Here is an 18,590-nt window from a genome sequence, read left to right as displayed (position 1 = left end):
GGGCTTCGTCCAAAATTGGCCACAAGTGATGAACCAATTATTAATCAATGATAATCTTAAGGGAAGAGCTGTTAAGTACCTCGATTAAGAAAACTTACACAGTTTATTTGACACACCCTTTCCCAAGCGACCTTCTACATTTCCCGGCATACCTTCTACAACTTTAACCCGCTGCTTCTACCACTATCACGTAACCTTTTACCACTAAAAGAAAACCTTCTACAACTTCCCCCCCAAAAAAACAAAAAACGAAGGGGACCATTAAATCTCTCCCACTTCGCAAAAAAATTCACTCATCTTCATCCTCAAAATCCGGACCAACCGTATTGGCTTTCCCTTCCATCCACCGTTCCAGGTTCCCAATGTATTTCTTCATCCGCGCTTCAAGCTGCTGCACATGCATGAAACCCTCATCTGCTGATTGAATATTCATTTTCGCCTGTTTTCCGGCCTCAGCAATTCCTTCATCCACTTTCCACCGTTCAAAAAGAAACTTTAAATGCTCGTCTCCAAAATCAAATTCGCTCATCAATCTTCACCTCAAAACATTATATGAACAAAAAAAATACCGGAAGCTTAACCCCTCAATAATGGGCGCAACTTCCGGCTCAGCTCTTCTAAACTAGTCATAGCACTCTGATAAATGGCGCGGTTCTCAGCCGAACTCGCAGTTACACTAAGAAAAGAAAAATCAGAAGAACATTTTTCAAGTGTCACAAGTGTTAACATTCTTTCTTTTAGCGGGGCAGCTTTAATATGATCATTATATAAATCCACACTCATTTCTCCCCAAGCATTTACTTGAGCGAGAAATACATTTTCCAAAAGAACATTTCGCTTTTCTAGTTCCGCTTCCAACCAAGCCCTGTTTAACCCTATCTGAGCAAGCGGCTCATCTAATATTTCCCCATCCATAATCACTGTTTGAGGCTCTAATTGATCAGGCGTGTCCGGATAGAGATCGCCGTATGTGGCAGGCTGCTTGCTTTTTTTTAACAGCACACTCAACTCACCGTTTGATTCAAGCGTTGCAAACTCAATATCTTCTACTGTAAATATATCTTTCTTACGCAATTGCTCAAGGAATTCATCAATGGTGTACTTTTCCTTCTTCAAGTTCTCTTCCAATATTTTTCCCTCTCGCATAAACACGGTGGAGTTACCTTCCACAAAATCTCGGAACTTCTTATTATGAAGAGAAATCTGAGAGGTCACCAACGGAAAAAGGGACCAAATCAAAATGCTTGTCACTCCGTTCTTCAGATCCAGTTCCCGATCCATCGACAACGTCCCGGCAATGTCCCCCACTGTGATCCCAACTATATACTCAAAAAAAGACAGCTTTGACAACTGCTTCTTCCCCAAAAGCTTTGTAATCAAAAACAACCCAACAATAATCGCAAAAGACCTAACAGCAACCTCTACCCACTGCGGCATAAACAAACCTCCTTCAAAAAAAGACAATGTTGAAAAGGGTGCTTTAGCACTCTAATTGACTGAGGGTCAGACCCCTTACCACTCCTTTAAAGCACTAAACTACACCCTCTCCCCCTTCTCACAATCTTAATCCCTTTATAATTGTTTGAGTTTTTGATCTATATTAGCAAGCAGGTCATCAATTTTCATCATGGATTCGTGGTAGGTGTTTTGTGCAGCGGGTTCACTTGCTTCCGTCGCATAGACGTGAAGATTATTTCGAATCATCTTCAGACTTGCCCGGTTATAGGTAAGCATCATTTTTTCGTCCATTTCACACGCAGCCCCTTATCCTTTCGGTTTAAATAGCAGTGCCCCAATGAAACCGAACACGATTGCTGCTGAAATACCAGAGCTTGTCACTTCAAACATTCCTGTCAACACACCGACAAGCCCGTGTTTCTCAGCCTCTTCCAACGCACCATGCACCAACGCATTACCAAAGCTCGTGATAGGAACAGTTGCCCCTGCTCCTGCAAAGGCAATAAACGGCTCATACAACCCTAAACCATCCAATACTGCACCGGCTACCACCAAAGTACTTAACGTATGTGCCGGAGTTAGCTTGAACACATCAAACATAATTTGCCCGATCACACAAATTAACCCCCCAACAACAAACGCCCAAAAAAATGATAACAACATCAGCTGACACCCCCCGTCCCCATCTCGATGGACACTGCATGGGCGATACATGGGATCGATTCCTTTTGCTGAAAAGAAACCGGAGATAACAATGCACCTGTAGCTACGAGCAATATCCGCTTGTATGTCCCTTTTTTCATCTCGTTCAATAAATGTCCATACAAGACAACTGCCGAACACCCCGCTCCACTTCCCCCGGCAAGTACCGGCTGGCCCTTATCATAGATCATTAATCCACAATCCTGATATTGTTCATCCGTAATCTGCAACCCATTTTCCTTCAACAGTTCCAATGAAACCTCCCGACCAATCTCGCCAAGGTCACCGGTTGCAATAAGATCATAATAAGAAGGATCCCTGCCAGTATCTTTAAAATGAGCTTTAATCGTATCCACCGCAGCAGGAGCCATTGCACCTCCCATATTAAAAGGATCAGAGAGCCCCATGTTAATCACCTTTCCGATTGTAGCTGAAGTAACATGCGGCCCCACGCCGACGTTGCTCACAAGCCCCACTCCAGCACCTGTAACGGTCCATTGTGCCGTTGGAGGCTTCTGGCCACCATATTCTGTTGGATAACGAAACTGCTTCTCTACAGCCGCATTATGGCTTGAAGCACCTGTCAAACAATACTTTGCTCCGCCATAGTTCACAAGAAAGCTAGCCAGTGCCAATCCTTCCATTGAAGTGGAACAAGCCCCAAACACGCCCAGATACGGCACTTCCAACGCTTCTGCCGCAAAATTAGAAGGCGTCATCTGATTGATTAAATCCCCTGCCAGTAAAAACTGAACATCCGATAGTGTCAATCCTGCCTTCTTCAAAGCAGTCTCACACGCTTCCTCCAGCAAAACCCGATGCGCCTTTTCATAGCTATCCTGTTCTAGCCACAAATCTTTATGCAGCATATCAAAATCATTCGCAAGCAATCCATTCGCTTCAAAGGGTCCTCCTATTGCAGCACTCGAGGTAATGACAGGTTTATTCGCAAATATCCATGATTGTTTTCCCTGAAGCATCAGAACCCTCCTATCGAGACCACGATCGTCTTCACCAATGCGACCACAAAGGCCGAGAATACTCCAAACAAAATAACCGATCCCGCAAGTTTAAACATGTTAGATCCGACTCCAAGAACATACCCCTCTGTTTTATGTTCAATGCAAGCAGAAATGACGGCGTTCCCGAATCCTGTTACAGGCACGGCACTTCCCGCTCCTGCAAACTGCGCAATCCGGTCATACACACCGAATCCTGTGAGCAACATGGCAATGAAGATCATGGTAGCTACAGTCGGATTCCCTGCCGTCACTTCTGTAAAATTAAAGAAATATATGTACATTAATTGAATGGCCTGTCCCACAATACAAAAGACGCCACCCACCAAAAAGGCGATAATGCAGTTCTTCCATACCGGCCGCTTTAACTCAATCTTTTGTTCAATCTTCTGATAGGCCTTCTGTTCCGGTGTAAGCTGTTTATCCTTCTTGCTCATCTGATGGCACCTCCTATGCTTTTTCTTCCCGTAGTGTCTTCATTTTTTCAATTCGCTTTTCCAGCTCTTTTTCTGAAATCTGCTTCTGTTCCACATCTCTTCGAAGCCTTTCAATCTCAAGTCTTATCTTTAAATCATGGGACACGACCACATTTTCATCTGGAAACTCTTTTTCTAGCGCCTTTTTCACTTTCTTCTCAATCTTTTCCGTGAAAAATTTCTGATATTGTGTCACATGAAACACAACTACTAACTCGTCTTCGGTATCATAGGCAATAGCACCTTTTACCTCTTTAAATTCTTTGGCAATCTCTTCAGCTCGTTGTTCTTTATCAGACTTCTCTTTTTGATCATTAGAAGTCCTCATGACCGTATCCTCGACTCTTGTCTTAACCTCACCTTTGCCGCACCCAGCCAGCATGCCAACTGACACCGCCAACAAAATTACAAACGCCACCGTTTTCATTCCATCACCTCATTTTGCTTGCATACTCTATCTCTTAATATTTATATCAGCATTCGAAATTATGTATAGAAAACTCCACTTTAAAAGCCCTCCCAAAGGAGAGCCCGATCTAATCAGTGATTCTTGTCACGAGACTTTCTAGAAATCCTGCCACACCAGCTGCACCAAAAATAATCAGGACAGGCTCTCCTATAAAAGGATAAAACGTCATCAAAAGAAACAAACCCGTTGTCACCCAAACCCCGGTACACCAATAACAACTGAGCAGTTCTCCAATCCAGCGTCTAAGACCTTTCCCTTTTATGATGATATATTCCTCTATTTCTCCTTTATCATTCTTCTCCTCAATTTCTTCCATAAAAGGCTTTCGGATAAATCCAGCTATCTTATCCAAAACAATAAGCCTCGTTAAACGGAAGCTGGCAAGTCCAAGCAGAAGAAACCAAAACCAGCTTTCAAGCAAAAAAATTCCCCCTTTCATATTGATGATATGTATGAAAGGGGGAAATAGTAGTAATGAAATTAATCTTCTTGGATAACTTTTACTTTTTTACCGCAGCCACAACCGGAGGATTTCTTTTTCTTGTTCGATGAAGCGAAATTATTACTAGAAGAAATCACTTTCATCTGACCAGATATAGGTTTGGGTTGGCCTGAATAATGATAATAGTTCATATGCGACCTCCAATTTGTTCGTAGTATAAGATACTTTATCTTATGCTCTCTCGTCAAAAAGGTTTTCCGCATCTATCATTACTCACATAGGCTTATGTGTCTTTTTTGACATTATTATAGAACCAAGATTGCATTCGCACATCTTGCTCTTTAACTTGTGTAGAAGTATTCTTTTCTTCTATACTTGTCGAAGATTTCGTGTTGATCTCCTCTTTTAATTCTGCAATTATCTTCTTCAAGTTCTGATTCTCCACTTCCAACTCATTATTAACTTCTGCTATTTTTTGGTATCCTTCCTGAGCCTGATTAGAGCTTTCAATTTTCACCAACAAACCTTTTACTGTTTCTTTCACCATTTCGTACTCTTTTTCAAGATCCATATTAATCGTGCTCTGTCTATTCAGCTCCTTCTTTAATTCCTCTAATTCAGAAGTTAGTACCTTTTTTTCCTTTATTGCTTGTTCATATTCTTGCTTTAAGTGGTGCACTTCTTTGCTGATTGTTACTAACTTCCCTTGATGCTCTTCTTTTTGTTTTGCAAGTTCTGCCTTATATTGTGCAATCTCCCCTTGAAGCTTGGAGACCTTATCATTTCCCTCTTCTTCCATTTTCTCAAGTTGATCCTTAAGTAGGTTGATTTGCACTTCATATTCATCTTTCTGCTTTTCTATATTCTTCAACAGAGACTTGCTGTTAAGCCGGTTTACATCTGCTGTTAGGCGCTTCACTTCTGCACCTAAATGAATAATTTTTTGCTGTAAGATGATTTTTTCATCGTTTTTAATGCTCTTCATGCTTTTCCCTCCTAAAACTCTCCCTTTTAAAAGTAATTCGTTAAGTTCGGGAAATATGACAATCAGATGGAAAAATAAAATTCGGGCTATTGTCTCGGCACACTTACCCACCAAATTCATACTATACAGTAGTCCCGTAACCCAAATGGGTAATAAAAGTATAGGAGGAGTTTTAAGTGAGTCATAACGAAACTGAAAGAGTCTGTATTAAGACTCGTAAAGTTTACGACTGGGTTACTCGTCAAATAGATGTAGCACTAAAACCTATCTGTAAGACTGACCTTGATGACCTTTTTAAATGTATCGACGATGCTGACATTGCAGACATTTTATGTGATAAAAAAATCGGCCCATTGTCTGTAGTTTGCTTCTTATCTGATGAGCATGGTCACAAAATCGACACAAAAGCACACTATAACCACCGTCACCACAAAGCTTTTGTCTGTAAGGAAATCGATCAGGCAGGAGGACGTACAGAAGTAGAAGTTGAGTTACCAGATGGTACAGAAGTTACGCTGCAACGTGTCAAAGTTCTTATTAAGGGCTATGTAACAGTGCATATTGTAGATGACAGCGGTACAGTTCTATGCTGCTCTGAGCCAATCCCATTCGCAAACATCCAAACATTCTTACTATGTGCGCCAGAAGGAACAGAGTTGGATTGCCACGTAACATTCTTTGATTGCGATTCCAATCTGATTGTTACATCTGACCTTTCCCAATTAGATATCAATTTATTATTATGCTTAGACGTACAAATGGAAGCTGATGTTAAATTAGAAATCGAAGCAAGAATCTGCAGACCGCGTGATGAAATTATTGAAGGCGTACTATGCCCTCCAAAAGAATTTCCACCACAATGTCCAGAAGTATTTCCTGCACATAGAAGAAAAAGATAGTACCTGCCACAATTTCAATAAATAATGACGGACAGCCAAAATTTCAGTCAACTGAATTTCTGGCTGTTTTTACATATCACATCGGACACCCTTTCCACTGCATAGAATATTTCAAAGGAGGTTCCATATATGAATGACAATGTATTAAGATTGCAACAACAGGTTATACACTACAAATCAGAGGTAGAGAAATATAAAAATAAATTAGAAGAGATGGAATTGTTTTTAGAAAGGGAAAAAATTCGCAATAGATACTTACAATCAAAACTAATGGATATGAAAAAAGAAGTAAAAAACTCATTCATCCACCAATTGAAGGTTCTTACCAATAAAATATTAGAATTAGAGGTACAACTGGAAGAAGAAAAAGCACTTAATCAAGATGTAGTACCAACAGACACACACCACATAGTCGACACTTCTCCCATCAAAACTTTATCTTACTTTGCTTATTTCAATCATTCCATACTTTTTCCAATGGAGGGCGAAGCAGAAATAACGGTCATAAGCGACTTGAACCTTGTTAATAATGGGGATTTAGATCTGGAGGACCTACTTGTATGCATTAGAGTAAAACCCCTTAAACAAGTGAATCTATCAGCAAAAATAGCCAACCCAAAACTAATACAAGATAGTGAGAAACTAAAACCTGCTGCTGAATGGATCTACGCCATTGAAGACTGGAGAAATAAAATACTAAACGATGGAGAGTACTGGATTCGTCCTTCTCAACACTCAAATCTACTAAGACAAACCACCATGAGTTTGAAAGGCATAGAATTGATAATCAACAAAAATGACTTTAAAGGAAGAGTCATAGTGGAAGCCTTTATCTACGGCAGTAATGTAAAAGATAATACAGCCGCACTCAACAAGATTATCGTTCAAATGTAACGAGTAAGATTTCTAAGAATAAAAAGGCTTTTTCATTAAGTGATTAGCCCGTACAATAAAGCTTCCTATGAATACATTATTATTAATCAAGAAAAAGGAGGTTTAAAATATGGGTAGTGTATTTGTAGAAAGAAGTAAAGATTGTGGCTTCTGTAATAAACACAGCAGAACTAACAAATGTATCTGTAAAAAGATTGCTGAGTTAGTAGGAGAAACTGTAACCATCAGAACAAAATCTGGATATGAATTTACTGAGGTTGAAATTAAAGCATTCGATCCTAAAACTTGTTGTGTAACATTATTAGAGGACGGAATGGTTACTCCAATGAGAATGCCTGCGGAAGTAACGTATATTTGTTGTGAAGACATTGAATCCGTTACAAGAGAGCTATTAAAAAGAAATAAAAATAATAAATTCTAATCCTTAAATAATTTAGAAGAAATCTAGTTTAATCGCTAGATTTCTTTTTATAAGTGTAAGTTTCAGGTGTATTTGTTTTACCTATTATTTTACTCTTTCTTAATAACCATTGATTCGAGACAACAGAGGTGTGAAAATATTTATCTGCTTTTCTTACACAGAAGTAATTATACCTATCAGAGGAAAATAACACATACCCCTTTTTTAGACATTCTATTTGAAACGACGAGTCTTCTCCAAGATTTAAATGGGGGAATGGAACATCTTCTATAACTTTTTTCTTAAAAACCAACGTTGCTCCGCTTAATAACCTTTCAGTAAGTTTTTGGTCAGTAGTTGATAACAAATTTTCGTAACCAGGATTTAATATAGTTAACAGTTTCTTCTCTTCGTAATATACAAATATAGAGGATTTACCAACAATATCAACCATTTTCTTTTCAAGGATATTCAAGGCTTCTAGAGCATAATTAGGAGCATAATAATCATCATCGTCAAATTTAGCAATAACCCCAAATGCAGCTATTTTTGCACCTTCATTCAAACATTCTCCTAATGATATATTCTCTGATAATTGAACAATAGTTACATTTTTGTGTTTTTCTGCATATTTTAACCATGCACTGATATCCATCTCATTTTTATTTAATATTACTATTAACTCTTTTTCTAGAACATTTTGTCTTGTGTAGTTTAGAAATACGTTCTCCATATTCTTCTGTCTTATAGTAGGTGTAATAATTGATATCATTTAAACACCATCCTCAATTCAATTTTTTGATTTTCAAAAAAAAACGCGAGGTGAAAAAATGAACATAGAAGTTAGTATAATTGTTATATCATATAATATTTATCACCAAGCTTTGTTTACATTAAATAGCATTTCTAAACAATCTTTTGACCTTTCAAAAGTAGAAGTTATATTTGTGGACAATGCATCTTCAGATGAATCTTCAAACATCCGTGACTTTAAACTACTTCCAAATTTTAAATATATTAAATGTAAAAAAAACCTGGATAGAGCAGGAGCAAAAAACATAGGTTTAGAGGAAGCAAAAGGATCGATCTTAATTTTCTTAAATGGTGAAATGATTGTAGAGCCTGACTTTATAGAGAAACATGTCAATTATCATAATGAAAAAAGAAATGTAGTAGTATGCACCAATACTTCCCAAAAGGAAATATTTACAGTTATAGAGCCAAACTTCAATGAAGAACAACTAACAAAATTGGATTTTTCACTTAAAAAGTTAGGGAATGAGATAAGGACACTAATTCCTTATAAGGAATTAGTGGAAATTGAACATTCTGACCTGTCATCTCCTACTCCTTTGTTTCATTCTGAAGACTTAACCCTTGATTTCTTACGATATTATGCATACAGCGCTCCTTACTTTACTGATGTTGTTTCGAAACATGGTTTACAATTAGAGGATTTTCACCTACCTTGGATTATTTGTGTAACACGATGCATTTCTATTACAAGAGAATCAATCGATTTAGTTGGATTATTTAATGAGAATTTTAGTGGATGGGGAAGTGAAGATAGTGAGTTTGCATACAGGTTATACAAGAGTTCTGTTAGGTTTATTGAAGCGCCAGAAATATCGGTCTATCATCAAGAACATTCATTTTCCCCAGAAAACAGAGAAAGTGAACGAATGGAGAATCTTATTAAGTTTCAAAATCTCCATCCTGATCCAGATGTAGCTATTTTATCCTTACCTTTATTACAAAATGCAAATTTATTATTATTAAATGCAACACTAAAAGAGTATAAGAATCTATGTCTTTATCATCCTGAACATTTCAATCATTTAAAAAGATATTACTTATCGGCTTTACAAAAAGCTCCACAACTATTTTTACTGATGAAAAAAAACTCTCTTCCAGTTAAAAATAAAAATTTAATTAACAATTTAAAGAAAGACTTATGGAAAAGTGATGATAGTAATAAATCAATCTATAAACAATTAGTGAAGGAATATAAGTTATTCACTAAGCTTCCAAACTATCCATTATTAAAAAAATCAATGAAGAATATATTAATATTCTAATAATGAAATTTAAAGCCCAACGCAAAAGGTAAAATTTTTGAGTTGGGCCTTTGCTACTGTATTGCTAATTTATATAGTATCTAAAATCATACAATTTTTTTTGTTTAAGAATATCTTTATTTTTTATAAATTCCTTCCAAGCTGTCAAAATTATAATAGTATCTGTATTTTCAAGAAGTTTATCTAAAGATATACTATAAGTAACATCTAAACGATAAGTATCTTTAAAAACTTTTGTTGCTATAGGGTCATAAGCTTTGATTTTATTATAGCCATTATCCTTTAATAGGTTAATGAAATCCTTAGCTACCGATTCCCTTACATCATCTGACTCTGGCTTAAAAGCTAAACCTAGTATCCCTATAGTTTCATTTGTAGAAACCTCTGCCTTAAATCTTTCAAAAAGAAATTCTTTTATTTTGGTGTTTGTTTCCAGAACGCTATTTAATATTTGAGGTTGAATGCTTTTCTCCAAAAAAAGTGAGGCTAATGCCTTAGTATCTTTGGGCAAACAGTATCCTCCAAATCCACAGCCTGGATAAACATATTTAGACATATCTGCAGGCTTATTTGAGCTGCCATACCAACGTTTATCTAAGTGAAGAATTTTAAAAGCACTTGCTATATCAATGTTACCTAATTTGTGTGCCAGCATGGATTGTTCATTTGAAAAACTTATCATTGTAGAGAGTAAGGTATTAGATAAATATTTTATATACTCTGCAGTATTTGTAGATTGAAAAAATATCGGACTATTGAATTTCTCATAGTACTTTTTTAAAATATCTTTACCCTTTTTATCATTTATATCTATACCTACTACAATGCGGTCTGGTTGGGTAAAATCTTCCCAAGCATATCCTTCCCTTAAAAATTCCGGGTTATTTGCCAACCCTATATCCTTACTAACCTTGAAATTTTGGGATTCAATGAAAGGCATGATTTTTTCTTTAGTTGTAGAAGGTGGAATGGTAGACTTAATGACCAAAACCCTATATTTCGCATCTGTCACATAAATTAACGTTTCTGCTATCGATTGGTAAAGATACTTCAGGTCAACTTTGCCATCTACATCATTAGGAGTTCCTACGCAAAAAATAATTAGCTCACTTTCTTTTACTGCTTGTTGTAAGTTTTGTGTGACTACAAAACCTCTATTTAAGAATTGCCTTAATTTCACCTCTAGATACGGTTCAAAAAAAGGTACATCCCCATCATTTAATTGCTTTCTTTTATCGTCATTTATTTCTACTCCATAAACCTCATAACCTTTTTCGCAAAAGCCAAGAGCAGTTGTTAGTCCTACAAAACCTAATCCGATAACAGTTATCATAACTTATTAACACCGCCGTATTTAAGAAACTTCAAAAACTTACCAACTCCTTCTTCCACATGAATGGAAGGGGTGTAGCTCAGAATTTTCCTTGATTTATCTATATCCGGACACCTTCTATTTGGGTTATGTGTTAAATAATTTTCCTCTTGAGATTTTTCTAAAACTATTTTCCCTGTATAATTATAAATTAATTTTCCTTGTCTTAAATAAATCTCTGCCAGTTCTCTAATTGATATTTCTGGTTTATCTATTCCTATATTGAAATACTCATACTTTCCTAATAGTAAACTTTTTAAATAACCACCAATAGCATCTGCTACATAACAAAAAGTTCGAGTTGGTTTTCCATCTGAATATAATATAATATCTTTGTTAGATATGATCGAGTTTGCAAAATCCGCAGGGGCCCTTTTATCGTTTAGCTTCATCCCGGGACCATAGTTATTAAAAGGTCTAACAATAGTTATTGGTAATTTATACTCTTTTGAAAAAACATAGCAAAGTGTTTCACCAAACCTTTTTGATTCGTCATAACAAGCCCTAGGTCCATTCATGGATACATTTCCTCGATATTCTTCATGCGTGGGTATACAATCAGGTGCAGGATCTCCATAAATTTCACTGCTTGAAAAGAATAAAAATCCCTTCAACTTGTTCGCTTTATAATATTCTAATAAATTTCTTAACCCCCATATATTCGCATCTATTGTTTGCAGAGGATATTTCCTATAAAAAACTGGAGAAGCAATTGAAGCCATATGAATAATATAATCAGCTTCAGCACTATTATTAATCGAACTTATTTTATCCTTTGAAATATCAAATGGATAAAGATCAATATATTCCTTATTACTATCCTCCAATGTTTTTAACCACGAAGGTTTTCCAAGAATAAAATTATCCAAGCATATAATCTTTTTAAAACCTAGAATTTCTTTAAATGCTAAGAAATAATTTAAAAAATAATATCCTAAAAATCCTGCGCAGCCAGTTATAAGGATGGTTGAGTCCTTAAATTTTTGCTCCGGCTTTACTTGATTATGGATATATACAAGGTCTTCTTTAAGGATGGAATTAGTAAGCTTAGCTGCTATCTTCATGTTCTACATTCCTCCATTGACTTGTTCTTTCCACCATCTTATGGTGTGGTCTAAACCTTCATCTAATGTTGTGGTCGGATGCCAACCTGTACTTTCTTGAATTTTATAAATATCTGCGACTATTATATTTTCATGTGGTTTATCAGGGAATTTATTACTTAATTTAATCAAATGTGGCTTATTTAGTTGATATCCTATTTGATAAATTAAATCTTTCAATAAAATTGGCTTGCCGGATCCAATATTCACTTCACCAGTAATGTTATTTTCTAAAATTGCAATGAATGCCTCAGCTACATCCTTAACGTATAAGTAATCTAAGACTTGCAGTCCATGTGTGCAGTTAGCTATCTTATTATTTAATAGTGAACTAGTTACATAAGGAACTAATCGATTGATATTCTCTTCTGGTCCATATACATAGAAAACCCTGCCCCAAACTAAGGATATATTTTCTTTTTTGCAGTATTCTTCTGCAATTGTTCGTAAAGCACATTTACTTTTTGCATATAGTGTCGAGGGTTTAAGAGGTGTTGAGTTTTCTATACATACAAATGTAGATGTATCATATTCTGCACATGTGCCGCTAATAACAACTTTCTTACCACCATATTTATTAAATAACCTTAAGAGCTTCATACTTGCCAGGATCCACTCAATGTTCATTATTGATTCTTTATAATTTTCTGGAGTAACAATCCAAGCTAAATGGAGCAAAATTGACGGTTTGATATTTTTCATTATCTCTTCCATTTTATTTGAATTTAACAAATCTACATTGTGCCATATCACCTTATCCCCTGTAGGTATTGCAGATATGTCTCTGCTTGTGATTGCATGAACCTCATAATCTTTATTTCTGAGCTTTTCTAAGATATGTTTACCAATAAATCCATTCGCTCCAGTAATAAGAAGCTTTTTCACTATTTCAACCCCTTTTCAAATCGAACACAAAGGCCATTAAACTCTAAAAAAATTAAATATCTAAATACTTTTTATCACTTAAAAAAAATTTAAATGTATTTAATTTATGGTCCTTTTCTGAGAGAAGAGGATTTTTAATTGGCCAGTTAATATTAAGTGTAGGATCATTCCAAATAATCCCTCCCTCAGAATTAGGGTTATATGGGGAATCAACTTTATAAGTGACCTCGGTGTTCGGTTCTAACGTACAATATGCATGGGCAAAACCTTTTGGAATTAACAGCATTTTTTTATTCTCACATGACAAATATGTGCCACTCCATTTACCGAAAGTTTTAGAACCTTTTCTAATATCCACATATACATCGTAGATTGAGCCACTAATTACCCGTATCAACTTGGATTCGGAATATGGCGGATATTGAAAATGAAATCCTCTTATTACTCCTTTTTCTTTCGTGAGTACATGATTCTCTTGAACCCAATTATTATTAATGCCATTTTTAAAAAAAGTTTCCTCATCATAAATCCTAAGAAAGTAGCCTCTAAAGTCTACTTTTGGTTCAGGAGTAATTTCCAGTACTCCCATCAACTCATTTTCAATTATCTTCATTTCCCCCACCCTTTATATTTGTTTGTCTTCCAACTAATATCGTTGGTCCTGATAATCTATCATGAATAAAAACAAAGTAACCCTTCAAATCTAACGTCAACTTTTTTATAGTATGATTTTCTAACTTTAAGGAGACCAATTCTTTTACTTTTCGGTCCACAACCTCCTTTATATGCATAAATAGTATTAATGAAGGAAAATGAAGGAGTGAAGTATATGGTTATCTGTACAGTAACCTGTGCTGATTATTTATATAAAGCATTAGTAATGGCTAAAACTGCTAAAACACATATGCCAGATGTGAAAGTGTATCTTTGTCTTGTTGAAAAAGAGATCCCTTCATTGCTAAATGAAAATAATCTGTTTGATGACATAGTACTCGCTAAGGATATAGGAATTCCTAACTTTGAGCATTTTTTGTTTAAACACACTATTTATGAAGCATGCATTGCTGTCAAAGGTCGTTATTTTAAATATTTATTGGATAATTTAATCCAAGAAGATAATTTTATTTTTTTAGATCCTGACATAATGATTTTAGATACATTTACTGAAATTACAGAGATTTTTCAATCAAACTCCATTATTTTGACACCACAAATTAATCAGCCGATGGAAACAGATGAACAGGTCGACGATATCGAATTGCCACATTTGTTATATGGAGTTTTCAATTTAGGTTTCTTAGGCTTCAAAAGACATCCAGAAGCACTTAAATTCATTGATTGGTATACTGAAAGACTTGAATATGCTTGTTATATAGACTTAAGTTCAGGACTATTTGTAGACCAAAAATGGGTTAATTTAGCACCTTCATTTTTTGAGGTATATATATTGAAACACCCCGGCTACAACGTATCCTCATGGAATTTACCAGAAAGAAAGATAGGAAAGTCTAATGGAAAGTATACCTCTAACGGGAGAAATATTAAATTTTACCATTTCTCAGGATTAGGCTCCTTCGCAGAAAAAAGAGAAAAAATTTACATTTCTGATAGATATAATCCATTTTATGAATTTAAAAAACAATATATTAATTTACTTGATGAAATGGGAAAAAAAGAGTATGAGCAACTCCCATGGAGCTATGAGTATTATGAGGATGGAGAACAAATTACCTTTAGTGACAGAATACCTTTTAGAACGAATAGAACTAATGCTGATTTAATACCAAACCCATACAAAAGGGAAAATGTAAAATCCAATGTTATTGAAATATCAGAAGAAAACTTGATTACCCTAATCAATGATCAACCCCTCACTAACAAATTGGTGATTATGGCAGATAAAAATACAATAAAGGTCCTAAAAAAAAGTTTTTTATCGAAAAAGCAATTAAAAAACTTAACTTTACTCCCTTATAATTGGAACAACCTTACCTCATCCTTAAAGAACTTTGATAAACATCAAATTGATACCTTTATTATTATTAGTAACCAAGATACTAAAGAAGTTCAACATTTTATTAAAGATAAATATAGAAACCTATTAGAGAAAATATCATTTATTAATATTATTGATTAATAAAGGAGTGATTAATAGTGATATTTGGTACTGTTTCATGCACAGACCATTTACATTTAGCGATAAATTTAGCTAAATCTGTTAAACAATTTCATCCCGAATCGATATTTATCATTTGCTTAGTAGAAACATATGTACATGAGTTAGCCTACCAATGCGAATCTTTTGATCAAATAATTTTGGCTAACCAATTAGGAAATCCTGATGTCGATAACAATATTAAAAAGTATAACCGCTATGAGGGTGCAATCTCAGTAAGAGGCCACTTTTTCAACTATTTGATTAATTCATTTCCCAACCACTCCAAATTTATATATTTAGATCCCGATATGAAAATATTTAGTGCATTAGATGAAGTTAATGAGCTATTAGATACACATCATATGATATTGACACCTCATCTATTAACCCCATGCCCTTTAGATTTGATTGACCAATTTGAAATACATCACTTAACTTATGGAACGTATAATCTCGGTTTTTTTGCTTTTACCCGTTCAGATGAAAGCAAGAGATATATAAACTGGATTACAAAAAGACTTGATAAATATTGTTTTGAAGATTTAGAAAGAGGATTATTTGTAGATCAGAAGTGGGTAGACGCTGCACCGTGTTTCTTCGATATATATATACTAAAACATCCTGGTTATAACGTTGCTTTTTGGAATTTATATGAAAGGAAAATTGAAAAAAGTGGAGGACAGCTAATTGTAAATAAACTACCATTAAGATGTTTCCATTTTTCTCACACTAAACGGCTAGCCTCTACAATTAATTCACTTGGGAATAATAAAATAATTCTTTCAAGGATTTTTAATGAGTATATAAATGATTTGGTTGAAAATGGCCAATATGTGTATGAGAAAATACCGTGGAGTTATGATTAATAGATATGTTCCCAAAGCAAGGTAAGATATAAAATTTTTACAAATATTATGTTTGTAGAATATAGTTTAAATCTTTGAAAGGTGATGGTATTACATTGAAAGTAGTGATATTTGCTGGAGGTTATGGAACAAGACTTAGCGAAGAAACAGAAAATAAACCTAAGCCTTTGGTTGAAATAGGCGGGAGACCAATATTATGGCATATAATGAAACTTTACTCTTATTATGGATATAACGAATTTATTATCTGTTTAGGTTATAAAGGGAATATGATTTCAGATTATTTCGTCAATTACTTTATAAGGGAATCTAATTTACAAGTTGATCTTAACTGTAATGAGGTGACAATCTTAAGTCAGCCAGAGGAAAAATGGAAAGTAAAATTAATACACACAGGGCAAGATACGCTAACTGGGGGAAGATTGAAAAGAATACAACCTTACATCAACGAAGAAACATTTATGTTAACTTATGGAGACGGATTAAGTAACGTGAATATAAATGAACTAGTTGATTTTCATAAGAAGCATAAAAAGATCGGCACATTAACAGCAGTCCAACCAGAAGGCAGATTCGGTACTCTGTTGCTTGATTCCACCAGTTCTATTAAAAGTTTTATAGAAAAGCCTAAAGGAGCTACTGGGTGGATAAACGGAGGTTATTTTGTATTTAGCTCAAAGATTTTTAATTACCTAAAAGACGACAATACCGTCCTGGAAAAGGAACCATTAGAACAATTAACTAAAGAGGCAGAACTGATGGCATTTAAACATGCTGGGTTTTGGCATCCAATGGACACCCTAAAAGATAAGAAAACACTGAATAAAATGTGGGATACCGGAAAAGCGGATTGGAAATTATGGTAATACCCCATTAATATCCCAGGACTAATTACCCAGTCCGGTAATTAGTCCTGAATAATTCCCTCAATTAAATTTATTAATGTATCATATTGTTCCGTTTCTTTAAGTTCTACCAATTCAACAATTTCCACTTCCTTAAAACTAAATCCTAACTTATCTTTAAAGCTCTTTGTATCTTGTGTTGGTTCCATTTCGAATTGTCGAACTAACTCTAATAACACCTCTCGAAACAGATGTTTTATATTATTATATTTATTTACAGGCAGTCTTTTAAAATCTTTTAAACACTTGCTAATCTCTACGAATGTTGCAAAACCCGTTAATTGGAGAATTAATATTAATAAATCAATTTCATAATTGTATTTTTTTAAAAATAACTTAAGATTAATAGCTGCCTCAAATGCTTTATTCAGAGTAACTGGGTGCTCTTGGTGATAACCCATTAACAGTTTACTACTTTTAAATTTTGCCCCATATTTACTTAACCTATATCCAAGTTCCCAGTCCTCATATCCCCAAAATTTAAAACTCTCATCAAATAAACCTACATTCAAAAGTAATTCCTTCTTTAAAGAAAGATTACCTGTCAGAAATAACATCCATGGAAACATAAAACTTTTTAAATCATCTCCAAAATTTTCTATGAGATCCGTACCAAAAGAGTGCATTGTAAATGTTAAACCTTTGTATTTTTGTCTCATGATATCTTTTTTGCTAAGAAGTACAATATAATCCGTAATATCTTGATCACTAATGAAATGATATAGTATACTTTTGGTTCTTCTATCGAGCTCATTTTTTTTAATGATTTTCTTTGATATTTGCATCTTTTGGTCAACTGTAAAGGATGGATAGAGACAAGAATATATTCCTTCAAAGAATAAAGCACCCGTTATTACTTGAAGGGTACAACTATTGAAATGTTGCAGATAATGTTGTTTCACAAAATCGGGCCGTACAAGCATTTCTGCATCCAAAAAAATGAGTAGATCTCCTTTTGATTCATTTATACCAAGATTTCTTGCTTTTGCTCTACCTACATTTTTTTTACATCTTAAATAACGAAATGGAAAATCCGGATTAAAACTATTTAATGTCGACTGGGTCTCGTCGGTAGAGCAATCATCTATAAACAATACTTCCATCCTATTAAAATCAAAATCTTGAATTTCTAATGAATATAAGGTTAATAAATTTTGTGGGAATTTGTTATAAGATGGAATAATAATACTGACTTCTATTTTCAATTCGTGTTCATTTTTCAAAGACTTATATTCTTTAAATTCTTCATGTTCTATAATCGTGTAATTCATTTTGAAGAATCACCTTCTTTTTTTCATTTTTCGAAAACAAGATGCAGTGCCCGTTCCAATATATGATAGACTTTAAACTACTTGTATTGAGGGTAATATTGTTTTAGTGCCATGAAGCTATGGGAAAGGAAGACATAATTACGACTCAGCCATGCTCTCCGCACGTTATTTTATTCTTTTTAACTCCTCAACCTTATCGTTTTTAATA

The 18,590-nt window shown here is 34.7% G+C and carries 24 protein-coding genes; 7 read left to right on the top strand and 17 right to left on the bottom strand.

Features of this window, described 5'->3' with window-relative positions; translation table 11 throughout:
* Positions 1–289: 289 nt before the first annotated feature.
* The 10 genes from LC091_RS14560 to LC091_RS14515 form a co-directional block, all read right to left on the bottom strand.
* Positions 290–529, bottom strand: a complete 240-nt coding sequence (locus tag LC091_RS14560; protein ID WP_226682738.1) for a hypothetical protein — start codon at positions 527–529, stop codon at positions 290–292.
* A 47-nt stretch (positions 530–576) separates the two neighbouring features.
* A complete protein-coding gene (locus LC091_RS14555; RefSeq protein WP_226682737.1) occupies positions 577–1,437 on the bottom strand; it encodes a DUF421 domain-containing protein in 861 nt (286 codons plus the stop codon).
* A 135-nt stretch (positions 1,438–1,572) separates the two neighbouring features.
* Positions 1,573–1,749, bottom strand: a complete 177-nt coding sequence (locus LC091_RS14550) for a hypothetical protein (protein WP_226682736.1) — start codon at positions 1,747–1,749, stop codon at positions 1,573–1,575.
* 15 nt (positions 1,750–1,764) lie between these two features.
* On the bottom strand, positions 1,765–2,121 hold the full coding sequence (gene spoVAE / locus LC091_RS14545) for a stage V sporulation protein AE (RefSeq protein ID WP_226682735.1): 357 nt from the start codon (positions 2,119–2,121) through the stop codon (positions 1,765–1,767).
* Entirely contained in the window at positions 2,121–3,140 is a 1,020-nt protein-coding gene (spoVAD, locus tag LC091_RS14540) for a stage V sporulation protein AD (protein WP_226682734.1), read from the bottom strand. The genes spoVAE and spoVAD overlap by 1 nt, the downstream gene beginning before the upstream one ends.
* Entirely contained in the window at positions 3,140–3,616 is a 477-nt protein-coding gene (spoVAC, locus tag LC091_RS14535) for a stage V sporulation protein AC (RefSeq protein WP_226682733.1), read from the bottom strand. Before spoVAC ends, spoVAD begins: the two co-directional genes overlap by 1 nt.
* Before the next feature lie 13 nt (positions 3,617–3,629).
* Positions 3,630–4,082: a YhcN/YlaJ family sporulation lipoprotein gene (locus tag LC091_RS14530; protein ID WP_226682732.1), complete on the bottom strand. Its 453-nt coding sequence runs from the start codon at positions 4,080–4,082 to the stop codon at positions 3,630–3,632.
* 109 nt (positions 4,083–4,191) lie between these two features.
* Entirely contained in the window at positions 4,192–4,545 is a 354-nt protein-coding gene (locus LC091_RS14525; RefSeq protein WP_319003668.1) for a DUF1360 domain-containing protein, read from the bottom strand.
* A gap of 59 nt (positions 4,546–4,604) precedes the next feature.
* Positions 4,605–4,757, bottom strand: a complete 153-nt coding sequence (locus tag LC091_RS14520) for a hypothetical protein (protein ID WP_226682730.1) — start codon at positions 4,755–4,757, stop codon at positions 4,605–4,607.
* A 92-nt stretch (positions 4,758–4,849) separates the two neighbouring features.
* Positions 4,850–5,551, bottom strand: a complete 702-nt coding sequence (locus LC091_RS14515) for a hypothetical protein (protein WP_226682729.1) — start codon at positions 5,549–5,551, stop codon at positions 4,850–4,852.
* A 176-nt stretch (positions 5,552–5,727) separates the two neighbouring features.
* On the opposite strand from LC091_RS14515, the gene LC091_RS14510 reads away from it, so the two are divergent.
* From LC091_RS14510 to LC091_RS14500, 3 genes are all read left to right on the top strand, one after another.
* Positions 5,728–6,450, top strand: coding sequence for a BMQ_0737 family morphogenetic spore coat protein (locus LC091_RS14510; protein ID WP_226682728.1), 723 nt, complete (start codon positions 5,728–5,730; stop codon positions 6,448–6,450).
* Between the two features lie 129 nt (positions 6,451–6,579).
* The gene (locus LC091_RS14505; protein ID WP_226682727.1) at positions 6,580–7,344 is read left to right on the top strand and encodes a hypothetical protein; all 765 of its coding nucleotides are present in this window, start codon (positions 6,580–6,582) and stop codon (positions 7,342–7,344) included.
* A gap of 109 nt (positions 7,345–7,453) precedes the next feature.
* On the top strand, positions 7,454–7,765 hold the full coding sequence (locus tag LC091_RS14500; RefSeq protein WP_226682726.1) for a hypothetical protein: 312 nt from the start codon (positions 7,454–7,456) through the stop codon (positions 7,763–7,765).
* Between the two features lie 28 nt (positions 7,766–7,793).
* On the opposite strand, the gene LC091_RS14495 is transcribed toward LC091_RS14500, so the two are convergent.
* On the bottom strand, positions 7,794–8,516 hold the full coding sequence (locus LC091_RS14495) for a glycosyltransferase (protein ID WP_226682725.1): 723 nt from the start codon (positions 8,514–8,516) through the stop codon (positions 7,794–7,796).
* A gap of 58 nt (positions 8,517–8,574) precedes the next feature.
* Here LC091_RS14495 and LC091_RS14490 point away from each other — a divergent pair, with 58 nt between their 5' ends.
* Positions 8,575–9,822 carry a glycosyltransferase family 2 protein gene (locus tag LC091_RS14490; protein ID WP_226682724.1) on the top strand — a complete coding sequence of 416 codons (1,248 nt, stop codon included), beginning with the start codon at positions 8,575–8,577 and terminating at the stop codon, positions 9,820–9,822.
* Between the two features lie 64 nt (positions 9,823–9,886).
* Here the strand turns inward: LC091_RS14490 and LC091_RS14485 are convergent, their stop codons facing one another.
* From LC091_RS14485 to LC091_RS14465, 5 genes are read right to left on the bottom strand one after another with little or no spacing between them, the layout of a single operon-like run.
* Positions 9,887–11,155 carry a nucleotide sugar dehydrogenase gene (locus LC091_RS14485; RefSeq protein WP_226682723.1) on the bottom strand — a complete coding sequence of 423 codons (1,269 nt, stop codon included), beginning with the start codon at positions 11,153–11,155 and terminating at the stop codon, positions 9,887–9,889.
* Positions 11,152–12,258, bottom strand: a complete 1,107-nt coding sequence (locus LC091_RS14480) for an NAD-dependent epimerase/dehydratase family protein (RefSeq protein WP_226682722.1) — start codon at positions 12,256–12,258, stop codon at positions 11,152–11,154. Before LC091_RS14480 ends, LC091_RS14485 begins: the two co-directional genes overlap by 4 nt.
* 3 nt (positions 12,259–12,261) lie before the next feature.
* Entirely contained in the window at positions 12,262–13,182 is a 921-nt protein-coding gene (locus LC091_RS14475; RefSeq protein WP_226682721.1) for an NAD-dependent epimerase/dehydratase family protein, read from the bottom strand.
* Positions 13,183–13,234: 52 nt separating this feature from the next.
* Positions 13,235–13,795, bottom strand: coding sequence for a dTDP-4-dehydrorhamnose 3,5-epimerase (rfbC, locus tag LC091_RS14470; RefSeq protein WP_226682720.1), 561 nt, complete (start codon positions 13,793–13,795; stop codon positions 13,235–13,237).
* Positions 13,782–13,955, bottom strand: coding sequence for a hypothetical protein (locus LC091_RS14465; RefSeq protein ID WP_226682719.1), 174 nt, complete (start codon positions 13,953–13,955; stop codon positions 13,782–13,784). The genes rfbC and LC091_RS14465 overlap by 14 nt, the downstream gene beginning before the upstream one ends.
* A 56-nt stretch (positions 13,956–14,011) precedes the next feature.
* On the opposite strand from LC091_RS14465, the gene LC091_RS14460 reads away from it, so the two are divergent.
* From LC091_RS14460 to rfbF, 3 genes are all read left to right on the top strand, one after another.
* Entirely contained in the window at positions 14,012–15,319 is a 1,308-nt protein-coding gene (locus LC091_RS14460) for a hypothetical protein (RefSeq protein ID WP_226682718.1), read from the top strand.
* Between the two features lie 17 nt (positions 15,320–15,336).
* The gene (locus LC091_RS14455) at positions 15,337–16,206 is read left to right on the top strand and encodes a hypothetical protein (RefSeq protein ID WP_226682717.1); all 870 of its coding nucleotides are present in this window, start codon (positions 15,337–15,339) and stop codon (positions 16,204–16,206) included.
* 95 nt (positions 16,207–16,301) lie between these two features.
* Positions 16,302–17,072 (top strand): glucose-1-phosphate cytidylyltransferase, encoded by a 771-nt coding sequence (gene rfbF, locus LC091_RS14450; RefSeq protein WP_226682716.1) that lies wholly within the window; start codon positions 16,302–16,304, stop codon positions 17,070–17,072.
* Between the two features lie 41 nt (positions 17,073–17,113).
* Here the strand turns inward: rfbF and LC091_RS14445 are convergent, their stop codons facing one another.
* The gene (locus LC091_RS14445) at positions 17,114–18,382 is read right to left on the bottom strand and encodes a glycosyltransferase family 2 protein (protein WP_226682715.1); all 1,269 of its coding nucleotides are present in this window, start codon (positions 18,380–18,382) and stop codon (positions 17,114–17,116) included.
* Between the last annotated feature and the right edge of the window lie 208 nt (positions 18,383–18,590).

This window comes from Sutcliffiella horikoshii, from assembly GCF_020524325.1.
In the GTDB taxonomy this organism is placed as follows: Bacteria; Bacillota; Bacilli; order Bacillales; family Bacillaceae_I; genus Sutcliffiella_A; species Sutcliffiella_A horikoshii_D.
Note: the sequence above shows the minus strand (reverse complement) of the source record. Positions and strands in the feature narration are given on the sequence as shown.